16 protein-coding genes are annotated in these 13,210 nt (G+C 66.0%); 7 read left to right on the forward strand and 9 right to left on the reverse strand.

Annotation, left to right across the window (positions count from 1 at the left end; translation table 11 throughout):
- Nucleotides 1–2: 2 nt before the first annotated feature.
- The 6 genes from ACSC1S_RS08155 to ACSC1S_RS08180 form a co-directional block, all read right to left on the reverse strand.
- Nucleotides 3–182 carry an HVO_2753 family zinc finger protein gene (locus tag ACSC1S_RS08155; protein ID WP_261651309.1) on the reverse strand — a complete coding sequence of 60 codons (180 nt, stop codon included), beginning with the start codon at nt 180–182 and terminating at the stop codon, nt 3–5.
- Between the two features lie 44 nt (nt 183–226).
- Complete coding sequence (locus ACSC1S_RS08160) at nt 227–1,435, reverse strand: tripartite tricarboxylate transporter permease (RefSeq protein ID WP_435363883.1); 1,209 nt, start codon at nt 1,433–1,435, stop codon at nt 227–229.
- Nucleotides 1,436–1,563: 128 nt separating this feature from the next.
- A complete protein-coding gene (rpl12p, locus tag ACSC1S_RS08165; protein ID WP_435363884.1) occupies nt 1,564–1,911 on the reverse strand; it encodes a 50S ribosomal protein P1 in 348 nt (115 codons plus the stop codon).
- A gap of 5 nt (nt 1,912–1,916) precedes the next feature.
- Nucleotides 1,917–2,969, reverse strand: coding sequence for a 50S ribosomal protein L10 (locus ACSC1S_RS08170; RefSeq protein WP_435363885.1), 1,053 nt, complete (start codon nt 2,967–2,969; stop codon nt 1,917–1,919).
- On the reverse strand, nt 2,969–3,610 hold the full coding sequence (locus tag ACSC1S_RS08175) for a 50S ribosomal protein L1 (protein WP_435318354.1): 642 nt from the start codon (nt 3,608–3,610) through the stop codon (nt 2,969–2,971). The genes ACSC1S_RS08170 and ACSC1S_RS08175 overlap by 1 nt, the downstream gene beginning before the upstream one ends.
- A 221-nt stretch (nt 3,611–3,831) precedes the next feature.
- The gene (locus ACSC1S_RS08180; RefSeq protein ID WP_435363886.1) at nt 3,832–4,578 is read right to left on the reverse strand and encodes a bacteriorhodopsin; all 747 of its coding nucleotides are present in this window, start codon (nt 4,576–4,578) and stop codon (nt 3,832–3,834) included.
- A 321-nt stretch (nt 4,579–4,899) separates the two neighbouring features.
- Between ACSC1S_RS08180 and ACSC1S_RS08185 the strand changes: the two genes are divergently transcribed.
- On the forward strand, nt 4,900–5,379 hold the full coding sequence (locus ACSC1S_RS08185) for a hypothetical protein (protein WP_435363887.1): 480 nt from the start codon (nt 4,900–4,902) through the stop codon (nt 5,377–5,379).
- A 66-nt stretch (nt 5,380–5,445) separates the two neighbouring features.
- Here the strand turns inward: ACSC1S_RS08185 and ACSC1S_RS08190 are convergent, their stop codons facing one another.
- Nucleotides 5,446–5,925 carry a 50S ribosomal protein L11 gene (locus ACSC1S_RS08190; RefSeq protein ID WP_435363888.1) on the reverse strand — a complete coding sequence of 160 codons (480 nt, stop codon included), beginning with the start codon at nt 5,923–5,925 and terminating at the stop codon, nt 5,446–5,448.
- A 158-nt stretch (nt 5,926–6,083) separates the two neighbouring features.
- On the opposite strand from ACSC1S_RS08190, the gene ACSC1S_RS08195 reads away from it, so the two are divergent.
- Nucleotides 6,084–6,671: a hypothetical protein gene (locus tag ACSC1S_RS08195; protein WP_435363889.1), complete on the forward strand. Its 588-nt coding sequence runs from the start codon at nt 6,084–6,086 to the stop codon at nt 6,669–6,671.
- Nucleotides 6,672–6,673: 2 nt separating this feature from the next.
- Here ACSC1S_RS08195 and cutA read toward each other — a convergent pair whose 3' ends face one another.
- Both cutA and ACSC1S_RS08205 read right to left on the reverse strand, forming a co-directional pair.
- Nucleotides 6,674–6,982, reverse strand: a complete 309-nt coding sequence (gene cutA / locus ACSC1S_RS08200) for a divalent-cation tolerance protein CutA (RefSeq protein WP_435318359.1) — start codon at nt 6,980–6,982, stop codon at nt 6,674–6,676.
- A gap of 205 nt (nt 6,983–7,187) precedes the next feature.
- The gene (locus ACSC1S_RS08205; RefSeq protein WP_435318360.1) at nt 7,188–7,355 is read right to left on the reverse strand and encodes an HEWD family protein; all 168 of its coding nucleotides are present in this window, start codon (nt 7,353–7,355) and stop codon (nt 7,188–7,190) included.
- Nucleotides 7,356–7,560: 205 nt separating this feature from the next.
- Between ACSC1S_RS08205 and ACSC1S_RS08210 the strand changes: the two genes are divergently transcribed.
- From ACSC1S_RS08210 to ACSC1S_RS08230, 5 genes are all read left to right on the forward strand, one after another.
- Nucleotides 7,561–8,052, forward strand: a complete 492-nt coding sequence (locus ACSC1S_RS08210) for a YbhB/YbcL family Raf kinase inhibitor-like protein (protein ID WP_435363890.1) — start codon at nt 7,561–7,563, stop codon at nt 8,050–8,052.
- Nucleotides 8,053–8,138: 86 nt separating this feature from the next.
- Nucleotides 8,139–8,462, forward strand: coding sequence for an EthD family reductase (locus ACSC1S_RS08215; protein ID WP_435363891.1), 324 nt, complete (start codon nt 8,139–8,141; stop codon nt 8,460–8,462).
- Complete coding sequence (locus tag ACSC1S_RS08220; protein ID WP_435363892.1) at nt 8,459–10,144, forward strand: thiamine pyrophosphate-binding protein; 1,686 nt, start codon at nt 8,459–8,461, stop codon at nt 10,142–10,144. The genes ACSC1S_RS08215 and ACSC1S_RS08220 overlap by 4 nt, the downstream gene beginning before the upstream one ends.
- 47 nt (nt 10,145–10,191) lie before the next feature.
- The gene (locus ACSC1S_RS08225; RefSeq protein ID WP_435363893.1) at nt 10,192–10,437 is read left to right on the forward strand and encodes a hypothetical protein; all 246 of its coding nucleotides are present in this window, start codon (nt 10,192–10,194) and stop codon (nt 10,435–10,437) included.
- Nucleotides 10,438–10,578: 141 nt separating this feature from the next.
- Nucleotides 10,579–13,197 carry a penicillin acylase family protein gene (locus ACSC1S_RS08230; RefSeq protein ID WP_435363894.1) on the forward strand — a complete coding sequence of 873 codons (2,619 nt, stop codon included), beginning with the start codon at nt 10,579–10,581 and terminating at the stop codon, nt 13,195–13,197.
- The last annotated feature ends 13 nt before the right edge of the window (nt 13,198–13,210 follow it).

A 13,210-nucleotide genomic window follows, 5' to 3' on the forward strand; every position in this document is an offset into this window, starting at 1 on the left:
CGTTACGGCCCCTCGAACGTGCACTTCGGGCAGTTGTACAGGTTGCTCTGCTTGCGGCACTTCGCGCATCGGTAGATCTGTGTGCCACAGTCGGGGCACTTGAACGCAGCCGCATTCGTCCCGGAGATGTTGATCCCACAGGAGACGCACTTGCGTCGGGTACGCTGTTCGGATTCGCTCATACCGTGGGTTTCCGTCCGGGCGGTTTTAACGATTGTCTTTCGGGTCACGCAGCGAGGGGCACGAGCAACACCCCCATGCAGTACACCCGCCGGGTCCCGAGCCGAGGCGGGACACAGCCGATCGCGGTCGCGACGACGAATACGAGCAGGCCGACGGTGCCCGCGAACAGCCACGAGAGCCCTGAGAGAAGCCCGAGCGCGGCCACCGAGAGCCGCCGCGGGTCGAGTCGGCCCACCACATCGAGGTAGCGGTCACCGACGGTCAGGACGAGCCCGGTCGCGACCGCGCCCGCGAGCACGACGACCAGCAGTGCGGTGGCGAGGGCGGGAACCCCACCGACGCTGTCGACCGCGACGAGTACCCCGGTCCGGGGCGTCCCGAGGGCGACGAGCGCGAAGAGCGCAAAGACCGAGTTCGCAGTGTTCACGCCACTGGTGGCGACCACGTACCCGCGGTCACCCGCGTCCCCGGGAAGGACTGCGAGGGCCGCGGTGGCCGCGATGGCACTGGACACCCCGGGCAGGTAGCCGACCGCGCCGCCGGCGAGCGCACCGGCACCGGTCGCCAGCGCCACGGAGCGGGGCGCAAGCAACAGTCCGGTCCCGTCCTGTGGTGGCACGCCGCCGCCCTCCAGTGCATCGAGCAGCACCGGCGCGCCGAACAGCCCCGCGAACAGGGGCGTCAGGATACTCGTCGGGAGCGGGGCAGCGGGTTCAAGCGGGAGTGTCACGACGCCGAGTCCGCCCGCCAGGGCGAGGACGACCAGCCCACCTGCTCGCGCGCGCCAGGTCGCCTCGGTCGCCAGTGTGAGTGCCACCACCGCCACCAGGACGAGCGAGAGGTGTGCCCGAATCGTCGGATAGGCGGCCGTCATCGCAGCCGTCGCCGGAACCGCGACGGGCACCGACACGACCAGCGCGCCGGCACTCCCCAGCACCGACAACCGGAGGGCCTCACGCCCCCTGCCAGCGAGCACCAGTTTGTGTCCCGGCAGTGCCGAGGCCGCCATCGCCGCATCGGGAACCCCGAGCGCCAGCGCTGGCACCGCGTCGAGGAAGGTGTGCGTGACACCTGCCGCGAGCATCGCGCCGACCACGACCGACGGCGGAGCCGGGACGGCGGGTGCCATCGCGGCGAGCAACAGCGCGAAGTTGTTCGCGTGGAGCCCCGGTGTGAGCCCACTCGCCGTCCCCAGGGCGATACCCGCGAGTACCGACGCCAGCAGGACCAGGTCGGACTCGAGGGGGACCATCGCCGACTCTGGCCGCGGGCTCGTATATAAACTACTGCGTCGGTAGCGATGCCACTCGGGACGGTGTCGCTACTCCGCGACTGGTTCGAAAGAAAATGCGGTCTGTCGTGTGACGTGCGTGAGCGAGTTCAGCCGAAGAGGTTGCCCAGGCCCTCGCCCGAGGCTTCCTCTTCCTCGTCGTCGTCGTCGTCGTCGTCCGTCGTGTCCGGCACGTCGGAGACTTCCTCTTCCTCGCTCTCGTCGTCGCCACCCTCGTCGGCACTGGAAGCGCCGCCAGCGGCCGCGCCGCCCGCGGGGACGGCGGCGGCCTCTGCGACGGCCTCCTCGATGTCGACGTCCTCGAGTGCGGCGACAAGCGCCTTCACACGGGACTCCTCCACGTCGACGCCAGCGGCGTCGAGCACGGCGGTCAGGTTGTCTTCGTTGATCTCCTCGCCCGATTCGTTCAGGATGAGTGCTGCGTAAACGTACTCCATTGTTGTTATCCGAACATGTTGCCGAGACCGGCTGCACCGTCGTCGTCGCCGTCGTCGTCGTCTTCGTCGTCGGCGGCGTCGGCTTCGGTGTCCGTCTCGGTCGTGTCTTGGTCGTCAGTCGATTCGTCTTCGTCGGCCTCCTCGGCGGGGGCTGCCGGGGCGGAAACGCCCTGGAGCTCCTCCGGGAGTGCCTCCTCGTCGTCGATGTTAGCCGCGAGCGCGCGAAGCTGCCCGTCCGCCTTGCGGATAAGGTCGTCCGCGAGGTCCGGGCTCTCGATCGCCGCGTACAGGCCGAGGCTCTTGGCTTCGCCCGTCGCCTTCGCGATGAGGGTGGATGCCGTCTGAGCCGTCGGGTACACCGCGTTCACGGACAGGTTCCGTGCACGAGCGGCCGCGGTCTGGACGTCGCTGCGGTAGGCGTCCACGTCGATGTCGAGGTCTGCGGGGTCGAACACCACGCCGTCGGAATAGACGGAGCGGAGGTCGAGACCCACTTCCTTCGGCTCGATGCCGAGTTCGCTCAGGACGCCTGCGAGCTGGTCAGAGACCTCCTCGCCGGCGCTGAGAACGTTGGAGTCCTCGGTGACGTGGATGGAGCCATCCATGATGCGAGCTGCTGCACCGACTTGCTGGAGCTCGCCGACGAACGGACCCGGGTCGACACCGGTGTCGCCTTCCGGAATGATGATGTCATTCGGGGCGACCTCCCCGGCGTTGATGGGTGCGGGCGTCTTCGACTCCTCCAGGATCTTGTACAGTGCGAACGGGTTGTCGTCGGTCCCGATGAGGCCGACCTGGCCCTCGATGTGCTCGGTGAGCACCTCGATGCCGTCGTCGACGTCGTCGAGTGCACGCGTCAGCAGCGTGTTCCGACTCATTCGCAGCTGCGTGTCAGGGTAGAGGTCCGCACGCATGGCCTGCAGCTGGCGGCTCGGAATGCCAGCCACGTTGACGATGCCGACGGACTCGTAGGACTCGATTATCTCTACGAGTTCGGCGACCTCGTCCTTCTTCCACTGCGGAAGGTTCTCGGTCTTGCGTTCGGCTTCTGCGCTCATCAGGCGTTCACCTCCACCGAGGGGCCCATCGTGGTCTTCACGTAGATGGAGTCCACGTTGAGCGGGCCCTTCTCGAGGTTTGCGTGCAGGCGACGGATGATGACGTCGATGTTGTCGGCGATGTCGTCCGCACTCATGTCTTCTGCACCGACACGGGTGTGGAACGTGCGCCGGTCTCGACTCCGGAGCTGCACTGTGTTCTTCATGCGATTCACCGTCTCAACAACGTCTTCGTCAAGGCCGAGCGGGGTCGGCATCTTACCACGAGGACCGAGAATCGTACCGAGATGACGAGCGACGTCTTGCATCATGTCCTCCTCTGCGATGAAGAAGTCTGTCTCGTCGGCAAGGTCCTTCGCGTGGTCGTCGTCGTCGCCCAGATCGGCCAGTTCGTCGCCGCTGAAAACCTCGTCAGCGACGTCTTCTGCTCGAAGGCCGGTTTCGCCTTCGGCAAAGACCACAATTTGGGTCTCCTGGCCGGTTCCGGACGGCAGGACGACGGACTCATCGACACGCTGTGACGGATCGTTAAGGTCGAGGTCTCTCAGGTTGATCGCGAGGTCCACCGTTTCGCGGAAGTTCCGCTCGGGTGCATCCTCGAGAGCTCGAGAGACTGCGTCTACTATGTCCTGGTCTGCCATCGTTCACCTCCGTAGTACGCGTAGTGCTTCTACGGGTCAGTGAAACAGGCAAAAGCCTGTCTCGTCCGGACGGTGGCCCAGTGGAAACTTAAAGCCGTCGAAGCGGACGCATGCACAGCCCGGAAACCGGCGGCTACCGCTCACCTGACGGCTGAGACGTGGTACTACGTGTCGTGGGCGACGCGAAAGAAGTCGTGCGTTCGGATGGTCCGTCCCGTCTCTCAGGCCGCGACTTCGGCGTCGTGCTCGGGTTCGGTCGGGGCCGCACCGGTGGCGTCCTCGAGGATGGACCGGCTTCCCAGCAGCACCATCCCGAAGCCGACCTTCGCGCTGAGGTCGAGGACCATGAACGCGGCCGTCTCCCAGTACAGCGGGAGGATACCGAGGGTCCCCTCGGTCCCGATGAGCCAGACGACGGGGTACAGCAGCCAGAGACCCATGACGATGTTGCGCAGCTGGCTGAACAGGGTCTGGACCTGCGTCGATTTCGACTTGGCCTGCTTCGAGAGCGTGCCGACGAGGAAGTACAGCAACACGAGCAGCGCACCGGAGCTGACGCCCCACCACACGATGCGGTACGCGGGCGTGGTCTCGAGTGCCGCGATGAGGCCGGTCCCGATCATGAACACGTCGAGGCCGACGAGCGTGAAGATGGTGTTACGGCTCGCACCCGCGAGGAGCGCGAGGTCGAGCAGCAACAGCGGCGTGGTGAACAGCCAGTCGGCGTAGCGTGCCCAGTAGATGGTGAGTTCCTCCCCGCCCGCGGTAACCGTGGTTACCCCGAATCCCGTATACATCAGGAAGTACATCGCCGCGGCGATGGTCGTGATGAATATGGTGACGATGTAGAACTCCTGCATCTTCTTGTCGGTGACACCCCGCCCTCTGCCGACGAAGTAGAGTGTCCCGATGGTCATCCCGATGGTACCGATCAGCAACCAGAGTGATTCCGCTCCGACTTGAGCCATTACACCTTCTCTATGGAACGTACAGTGATAGCTAACAGTCCGCTAACTGATACGAAACGTGACTATCTCGGGGGATGGGTAGAGGACTCGACAGGAACTCGTCAGCGAGGAATCACACGACTGACCAGTGAATTTTTGTCCATGGACGGTCTCCTGACTACAATCCCCACGAGGGTGAGAACACCGGGTAAGAACGGACAGATGGAAGACAATAACGACGCTGTAGACGATTATATAACACATTCGATAGTACATGGGACCACCTACGAACGGCTTCGCGCCAGTCGATACAGCTTCTTCTCGGGACCCCTCCCACGCAAGTTGACTCACCAGGGCGTGATTACCGCCCTGTTGGTAGCTATCCTGCCGTTGGCCCTCGCGGTCCCGCCGGAACTGGCGTTTCCCCACCCGTCGGTAGCATCGCCGAAGGTCGTGTTGCTCGGGCTGTTCGGGCTGGGCGTCGAGGTACTGGCTGGAACAGGGCTGGTCGCCGTCGCGCTCGTCCGGATGCGACGCGACAGCATCGACGAGCGGGCCGCACATCGGCTCCTCAACGTCGAAGACGTGGCATCGATGCTCGGGCTCGGGACCGGCGGCATCGCGATACTCGTGACGGTGAGCTACTTCGGCGTGGCGACCCTGGCTCCGGAGGTTCTCCCGTCGCTCGAACCGGCACACGGTGGCGGCGCGTTCGCCGCGTCCGGGACGGGTCTCACGGTGACGACGCTCGCCCTGCTGGCGCTCCTCGTCGCGGGAGCGCTCATACTCACGGGCCGTGCGCTCGCCGGGCGTCTGGACTGAGCGGGTCGCTTCGACGCCGAGCGAGCGCTGCCGCTGTTTGCTCGGAGAAAGGGGAGAGAACGTCGCTTATTCGTCCGTGAACTGGTCGTCGTACTCGCCGCTGTCGAGACGCTTCTTGAACTCGCGCGGGTTCTCACCTTCGATGGTGACACCCAGCGAGGTGCAGGTCCCGACGACCTCCTTCGCGGCGTTCTTGAGGTCGTACGAGAGCAGGTCCGTCTGCTTCTGCTTGGCGACCTTCTTGACCTGGTCGACGGTCATGTTGGCGACGAAGTTCTCCTGGGGTTCACCGCTGCCCGTCTCGAATCCGGCCTCGTCCTTGATGAGTGCGGCCGTCGGCGGGACACCGACCTCGATGGTGAAGCTGCCGTCGTCGTCGTATTCGACGGTAACCGGGACCTCCATGCCGTCGAACGCGGCGGTCTGTTCGTTGATCTCGCTGACGACTTCCTGCACGTCGACAGGTGTCGGACCGAGCTCGGGGCCGAGCGGCGGGCCAGGGTTGGCCTGGCCACCCGGGACGAGCGCTTCGATAGTTCCAGCCATATGTGACAGGTGCCTCGCGGCGTTTTTAACCCTTACTTTTCGACGGAGACTATGGAGTCCACACGGGTGATGTGCAGGTCTCGCACGCCACAGGGTGTTTCCTGAGTGGAAAGTCTTTTGTTGGACCAACTGTTGAGGGAGTGGAAAGGTGATTCTCGATGGATTTAGCAACCGACAGAGACGCGAGGAAACGAGACGCAGCCATCAGCACACAGTCCGGCGGGTCGTTCAGGCCGTTCGACCCGGCACCCGATCAGGTCCGGCTCGCTGACATCGCCCACGGGACCGCGAACGTCTGTCGCGCGGCCGGGCAGTCCCGGTTCTTCTACAGTGTCGCCCTCCACTCGGTGTACGTGAGCCAGGAGCTGGCGTCGCTGGGTGAATCCCCACAGGTCCAACTGTACGGACTGCTCCACGACGCCTCCGAGGCGTACATGGCGGACGTGCCGGGGCCGCTGAAGCCACACCTCCCGAACTACCGCCGTGCAGAGCAGGGCGTCCAGGCCGCCGTCTGGGAGGCCTTCGACCTGCCCGACCCATCGGAGACCGCGTGGAAGGCGGTCAAACACGCCGACGACCGACTCCAGCGCTACGAGCTCCCCGAACTCATCCCGTCACAGGACTGGGAAGGCGAGCGCCCCGACCTCGGGTACGACCTCCGGCGCGACGCGCGCGAGAACGTTCCGGCACTGTTCACGGAGCGCGCCGCGGCGCTCATCGGTGAGACGGCCGCCTCGCTGCCCTGATTTTACGGCGACTCGACCGAGTCGGTGAGCCACTCCCCGAACGCATCTGTCACGTCGTCCTCGTCGAACCGCTCGATGCAGGGCACGTCGTAGGGGTGTATCGCTTCGACACGCTCGACCAGTGCGTCGTAGCCCTCGTCGGTGGTCTTCGCCAGCAGTATCTCCTCGTCGTCGCGATGCACCTCGTCCTCCCAGCGGTAGGTCGAGCGACAGCGAACGCGGTTGACACAGGCGGCGAGTCGCTCCTCGACCAGCGTCGTCGCGATGTGGCCCGCCTCGTCAGGTGGGGCCGTGATGTAGACGGTCGGCATGACCGGCGGTTCGGGGCCGACGATGAAAAAGGTGGAGTCGCTCCCGTCGGTCGGCTTCCTCGCTACTGCTCGCGGGTCACTACGTTCCCCGCTCGGTGTCCGAGAAAACCTCCCGCGGGTCGGCTTCCTCGCTACTGCTCGCGGGTCACTACGTTCCCCGCTCGCGATTGGAGATTCTCGCTCCCTCCGGTCGCTCCGAATCTCTCTACTCCTCGATGGGGTTGAACGTCCCGTCGATGTCCCACTCGTGGATACACTGGGGATTCCCTATCTCGTCGTCGACGATCCGCCACGATTCCACGTCGTCGTTCCACGCCTCCTTTCGCCCGCATCGTTCGCAGCTCCGGGCGGTGGGTTTGCGAAGCTTCGTCATATCCTGTAGATACGGTGTGAGATATATAAGCCCCTACGCTCATGGCGACACCTACCGTATCTCTGGTATGGCGACGAGGCGTGCGACGCCCCACGCGGTCGGTGTCGGGGTGGCCGCCGTCGCAGGGTGTCTCGGCGATGGAGCCGGGACACGGACGCCGACACGGCGGACAGCCGACAGAACGCCCACTACGACAGGTACCCACATGTCATCAAAAGCCACCAGCGAGTTCGCCATCGAAGCCAGAGCATTCTCCGACGGGGAGACGATTCCGACGAAGTTCACCTGCGAGGGGGCAGACGTCTCGCCCGAACTGCGAATCGGTGGGGCCCCACCAGAAGCCGAGACGCTCGCGTTGATCGTCGACGACCCGGACGCCCCGGGCGGCACCTTCGACCACTGGCTGTTGTGGAACGTCCCTGCAGACACGATCAAACTCCCGGAGGGCGTCAAGCAGGGCGGTAGCGTCCCGAACCTCGGTGGGGCTCGCCAGGGGACCAACGGGTTCGAGACGGTCGGCTACCGCGGCCCGTGCCCGCCGAAAGGCCACGGGGCACACACCTACCGGTTCACCCTGCACGCCTGCGACCGGGAGCTGGACGTGCCGAACGGCGCGAAGTCGGGACAGCTCCGGAGCGCCATCAAGGACGCACAGGTCGCACAGGCCCATCTCACCGGGACCTACGCGCGGGACTGACCCCGGGTCGCATCCACTGGAATCGCGACGGGGAACCCGGTCGCACCGGTACAACCAAGAGACGGCCGCCCCTCGGTTTTACTGTCATGATTAAATTGGTGAACCTGCTGGTACGCGCGGACGACCTGACCCACGAGGAGTTCGCCGAGTACTGGTACGAGGAGCACGTCCCGCTCGCGAAGGACCTCCCGCACGCGAAGAAGTACGTCACGAGCGTCCCCAACAGCCCGGAACACAGCGAGTACGACGGTATCGTCGAACTGTACTTCGAGGACATGGGCGACCTGAAGGCGGCGTTCGACTCCGACGTGGGGAAGGCGGTCATGGCCGACCTCGAGACGTTCGCCAAGCCCGACGAGGGGCCGACGATGTACGTCGAAGAGACAGTCCAGTTCGACGAGGACGCATGAAGACGGCAGCGCGCGTGGTCGAGGGACTCGCGAACCTCGACACGGAGTTCGTCTTCGGCTACCCCGGCGGCCGGGTCATCGAGGTGTTCGAGGAGCTGGCCGAGCACCCCGAGATACAGGTTGTTCGCCCGCGCGACGAGCGCGAAGCGAGCGTCATGGCCGAGTCCTACGGCCGCATGACCGGCAAGCCGGGCGTGCTCGCCGGACAGGGGCCATGGATCGGGAGTTTAGGAAACATCGGCCAGATGGAGGCTCGGCTCGCCTCCTCGCCGATGGTCGCCATCACCGAGGCCTCCGAGCGCGGCGACTACTCCACGCTCGCGCCCTACCAACAGTCCCGCGGCGACTACGGTGGGCTTTCGCTCCCGAAGATCCTCGACGGCGTCACCAAGGAATGGTGGTTCCCGCGCACGCCCACGGAGACGGTCCGGTCGCTCCAGCTGGCGTTCAAGCACGCGACCGCCGGGCGGCCCGGCCCCACCGCGGTCATCCTCGACGGGGACGCCGTCTCCGACGAGTTCCCAGAGGATTCGATTCCATCGGTCTGGGACGAGGACCAACAGGTGAGGAACTGGGAATCACAGCCCACCGACCGCGACGTTGCCGACGCGGTCAAGGCACTGCAGAAGGCCGACCGACCCGTCATCCTCGCCGGGAACGGTGTCCACGCGGCCAACGCCTACGACGAACTCGTCGCCTGCGCCGAGGCGTACGACGCGGTCGTCGCCACCTCCTACCTGGGGAAGTCCACGATCCCGGAGACGCACGAGCGCGCCGCCGGCGTCATCGGCTCCTTCGGCCACGAGGGCGCGAACCAGGTCGTCTCCGAGGCCGACACACTGCTCGTGGTCGGCTGCCGGATGAACCCGATGGACACCAACTGGCAGGCAGAGTCGTTCATCAGGCCCGACGAGCAGACCATCATCCACGCCGACATCGACACCCGCAACGCGGGCTGGGTGTACCCGGCAGACGTCGGTCTCATCGGCGATGCGGCACAGTCGCTTGCCGCGCTCGTGACCGAGGGTGGGGCAGAGAACGGGTGGGCGCTCGACCGCGCCGCTGAAGCCCGCGAGGACTTCTCGGTGCCCGAGTGCGAGGACGACTCGACGCCCATCAAGCCCCAGCGCGCCTGCAAGGCTATCCAGCAGGTCGTCGACTCGGATACCGTCGTCACCGCAGATTCAGGGAACAACCGCTTCTGGCTGTTGAACTACCTGCAGACCCCGGACACCGAGACCTACTTCGGCTCCGGCGGCGTCGGCGGGATGGGCTGGGCGGCCCCTGCCGCGGTCACCGCAGCCCTCCTCGGCAAGGACGCCATCTGCGTCGCCGGCGACGGCGGCTTCACGATGACGATGACCGCCGTCGAGACCGCGGTCGACCACGACGTGGCCCCGACGTTCGTCGTGCTCAACGACACGAGTCTGGGGATGGTCCGCCAGATGGACGACTCGATTCCTGGCGTCGAGTTCCACGACACGAACTTCGTCAAGGTCGCCGAAGCCCTCGGCGGCCAGGGCCAACACGTCACCGACCCCGACGACCTCGTGCCCGCACTTGAGGACGCGAAGGCCGCGGATGTGCCGACCGTCATCGACGTGCGCATCGACCGCGAGGAGGACATGGCCGAGACGCTGCAGTCGTCGTTCTACGCCGAGGTCGGCGGTCTGCACGAGTAGGCAGAAACGGGCAGTAGCTTCTTTTCGCGGCTCGTCGACGAACGGGTATGAACGGTCGGGCAGTCTTCGGCGTGCTCCTTGCCCTCGCCGGCACCGGCTGGGTCCTGCTCTGGGCCGTCGCGCCGCCGGAGCCCTCCCAGCCAGTACTCCGGATCGTCGCCGGGTCCGTGGTCTTCGACGGCTTCGGGACCTCGCTCCCGGGAACCGTCGCCCTGCTCGGGTTCGGTCCGGTCGCTATCGGCGGTGTCCTGTTCGTGACGGGCTGGATAGAGTCGACGGCGAACCGGATATGAGGCGCGTTCCCGGCTCCGAGTTAGTCGAGTGTAGCCGTGCCCCAAAAGGTCAATAGAACAACACCATTGGTCACGTCGGACGTAAAAAACACTCACACAACAGGGGTTGATTATACAGGCCAATGGTAATTCAATGGGAATATGGCAGACAACACCAGCCATGGTCGGGGGAGCGTGCTACGACGAGACCTGCTGCGAACCGGAACCGGCCTGGCCGCGGCCGCTGTCGCCAGCAAGACGACGCTGGCCTACGGTGGGGAGTCGAGCGACCCGACGACCGTCACCATCCGGCGCGACGACTACGGGGTTCCACACATCTACGCCCGGAACGCCGACGACCGGACACCCGTCTTCTTCGGGTTCGGGTACGCGGTCGCCACGGACCGCCTGTTCCAGCTCGAACTCTACCGGCGGTACTACCACGGGACGGTCGCCGAGGTGTTCGGTGAGGAGTGGGTCGACTTCGACGTCGCCGCCCGCGAGAACACCTTCACGGAGACGACGCTGCCCGAGCAACTGGCGGACATGGACCCGGCGAACCGGGCCATCCTCCAGGCGTTCGCGTCGGGCATCAACCGCTACATCGAGTCGGTCCGCGAGGGGGACCGAGAGTTCCACCAGGGGTTCGTCGAGAACGGGTTCGAGCCCGAGCCGTTCACCGAGGAGGACGTCGCCGGGATGTACGTCGCCAGCATGGCCTTCTTCAGCGGCTTCCAGCTGGAGACCCTCGGCGCGCTGGTCGTCGACATCCTCGAGGGGCAGGTCGGCGAGGAGCGAGCGATGGAACTGTTCCACGACCTCAACTGGGGGAACGACCCCGGGTCGCCGACCTCCAGCGTCCAGCCCGAGGACGTCTACGTGCCGCCGTACACCCCGGCAGGCGACGACGCCAGTGCTGGCGCGACAGCCGCAGAAGGGACCGAGCGCGGCGTGACGGGGGAACAGAACCAGCCGACCAACCGGGTGACAGGCGGGGACGCTCGCGTCCCGGCCGACGCGCGAGGCGTCCACGAGGCAGAGATGGACCGGGTCCGGACACTCGCCAGGGGCCTCGACGACCTCGGTCTACCCATCAAATACGGCAGCAACGCGCTCGCCGTCCAGGGCGACGTGACCGACAGCGGGGACGCGATACTCATGGGCGGCCCGCAGATGGGCTTCTCGACGCCCTCGGTGATGTACGAGGCCGGACTTCACGGCCCGGACTTCGACGTCGCCGGCATCACGGTCGCCGGGTATCCCTTCATCATGTTCGGCCGGAACCGCAACGGGGCGTTCACCTCGACCGCGGGCATCGACAACTGCATCCAGACGTTCGTCGAGTCCATCGAGACCAGCGAGGACGGCCCCGACACCTACGAGTTCCGCGGCGAGGAGCGCGAGGTGTATGCCGAGGAGCAGACGATTCCTGTCGCGGGCGGCGAGGACCAGACGGTGACACTCCGGCGGACTCACCACGGCGTCGTCACCCAGTGGAATCCCGACGCGGGTGAGGCTATCGCCCAGACGAAGTCCTACGCCGGTCGAGACATGAACTCCTGGGCCGCGTTCTTCGAATCGCAGTTCGCCGAGACTGCCGAGGAGTACGGCGAGGCGGCCCGCCAGTGCGACTACGCGCTGAACTTCATGTGGGCCGGCGAGGACGGCGACATCGGCTACTTCCACCTCGGTCGCTACCCCGACGCCGAGTCGGTGCCCTGGGACACGCGCCTGCCCGCGGACGGCACGCAGTACGAACTCACCGAGGACGACTACCTGCGGGCGGCCGACGGGGAGGTCCCATACAGCATCAACCCGCCACGTGGCTACTCGGCCCAGTGGAACAACAAGCCCGCGCCGGGCTGGAACAACGGCGACCTCAGCTACTCGTGGGGCACCGACCACCGAGTCCAGCGCATCATCAACCTCGTCGAGCACGAACTCGACACCGCCGGTTCGGTCGGCTACGACGACCTCAAGGACGTCGTCTACGACATCTCGTTCGTCGACCTCCGGAGCATCCGGTACCGCGACGCACTGCTCGACGCCCTCGCGGACGCGGACCTCACAGAAACGGAACGGGCTGCCCGCGACGCCGTCGCCGACTGGGACCACTACCGACAGGGGACGGGTGATGACTTCACGGGCGAGTATCCGGTCGGCTACACCGTCTGGAACGCCACGTTCCCGAAGGTGCTCGAGAACGTCTTCGCCGATGCGTTCGGGCCGGCGTACGGTCCCGCCTCGTTCTTCCTCACCTACCGGTACGGTCGCGGGACGTTGATGCGGGTCCTCGACCCCGCCGACACCGAGATGGACCTCGCAGCCGACTACGCGGGCGATGACGCGAACCAGGCCTTCGTCGACGCGTTCCGCGCGGCCTGTGCTGACCTCGAAGCGGAGTACGGAGACGACGTCGAGTCGTGGCGCACGGCGGCCCGAATCGACGAACTCGACAACCTCGCGCTGTTCGGCATGCCCATCGGGGTCGGCGATGCCGGCGACATGCCCTGGCTCAACCGCGGGACAGAGAACCACTTCGTCCGCCTCGGCGACGAGCCGGTCGCGGAGAACGTCCTGCCACCGGGAAACTCCGGCTACGTCGCGCCGGACGGGACCGAGAGCGACCACTACGACGACCAGCTGGACATGTTCGTCGACTTCGAGTACAAGCAGTTGCTGTTCGAGCACCGTGCCGTCCACCGGGAGACGTCGACCTCGACGGTCCTCCAGACGGGCGCGCGAGGCGACGACCGCCCCGACGACAGGGGGCCGCAGTAAGGCGCTGACTGCG

It is taken from the genome of Haloarchaeobius pelagicus (genome assembly GCF_051207375.1).
GTDB lineage: Archaea > Halobacteriota > Halobacteria > Halobacteriales > Natrialbaceae > Haloarchaeobius.

Excerpts from the sequence above, each read along its gene's own strand:
- ACSC1S_RS08155 (WP_261651309.1), bottom strand. The coding sequence starts at position 182 with ATGAGCGAATCCGAACAGCGTACCCGACGCAAGTGCGTCTCCTGTGGG.
- ACSC1S_RS08160 (WP_435363883.1), bottom strand. The coding sequence starts at position 1,435 with ATGGTCCCCCTCGAGTCCGACCTGGTCCTGCTGGCGTCGGTACTCGCG.
- rpl12p (WP_435363884.1), bottom strand. The coding sequence starts at position 1,911 with ATGGAGTACGTTTACGCAGCACTCATCCTGAACGAATCGGGCGAGGAG.
- ACSC1S_RS08170 (WP_435363885.1), bottom strand. The coding sequence starts at position 2,969 with ATGAGCGCAGAAGCCGAACGCAAGACCGAGAACCTTCCGCAGTGGAAG.
- ACSC1S_RS08175 (WP_435318354.1), bottom strand. The coding sequence starts at position 3,610 with ATGGCAGACCAGGACATAGTAGACGCAGTCTCTCGAGCTCTCGAGGAT.
- ACSC1S_RS08180 (WP_435363886.1), bottom strand. The coding sequence starts at position 4,578 with ATGGCTCAAGTCGGAGCGGAATCACTCTGGTTGCTGATCGGTACCATC.
- ACSC1S_RS08190 (WP_435363888.1), bottom strand. The coding sequence starts at position 5,925 with ATGGCTGGAACTATCGAAGCGCTCGTCCCGGGTGGCCAGGCCAACCCT.
- ACSC1S_RS08195 (WP_435363889.1), top strand. The coding sequence starts at position 6,084 with ATGGATTTAGCAACCGACAGAGACGCGAGGAAACGAGACGCAGCCATC.
- cutA (WP_435318359.1), bottom strand. The coding sequence starts at position 6,982 with ATGCCGACCGTCTACATCACGGCCCCACCTGACGAGGCGGGCCACATC.
- ACSC1S_RS08205 (WP_435318360.1), bottom strand. The coding sequence starts at position 7,355 with ATGACGAAGCTTCGCAAACCCACCGCCCGGAGCTGCGAACGATGCGGG.
- ACSC1S_RS08210 (WP_435363890.1), top strand. The coding sequence starts at position 7,561 with ATGTCATCAAAAGCCACCAGCGAGTTCGCCATCGAAGCCAGAGCATTC.
- ACSC1S_RS08215 (WP_435363891.1), top strand. The coding sequence starts at position 8,139 with ATGATTAAATTGGTGAACCTGCTGGTACGCGCGGACGACCTGACCCAC.
- ACSC1S_RS08220 (WP_435363892.1), top strand. The coding sequence starts at position 8,459 with ATGAAGACGGCAGCGCGCGTGGTCGAGGGACTCGCGAACCTCGACACG.
- ACSC1S_RS08225 (WP_435363893.1), top strand. The coding sequence starts at position 10,192 with ATGAACGGTCGGGCAGTCTTCGGCGTGCTCCTTGCCCTCGCCGGCACC.
- ACSC1S_RS08230 (WP_435363894.1), top strand. The coding sequence starts at position 10,579 with ATGGCAGACAACACCAGCCATGGTCGGGGGAGCGTGCTACGACGAGAC.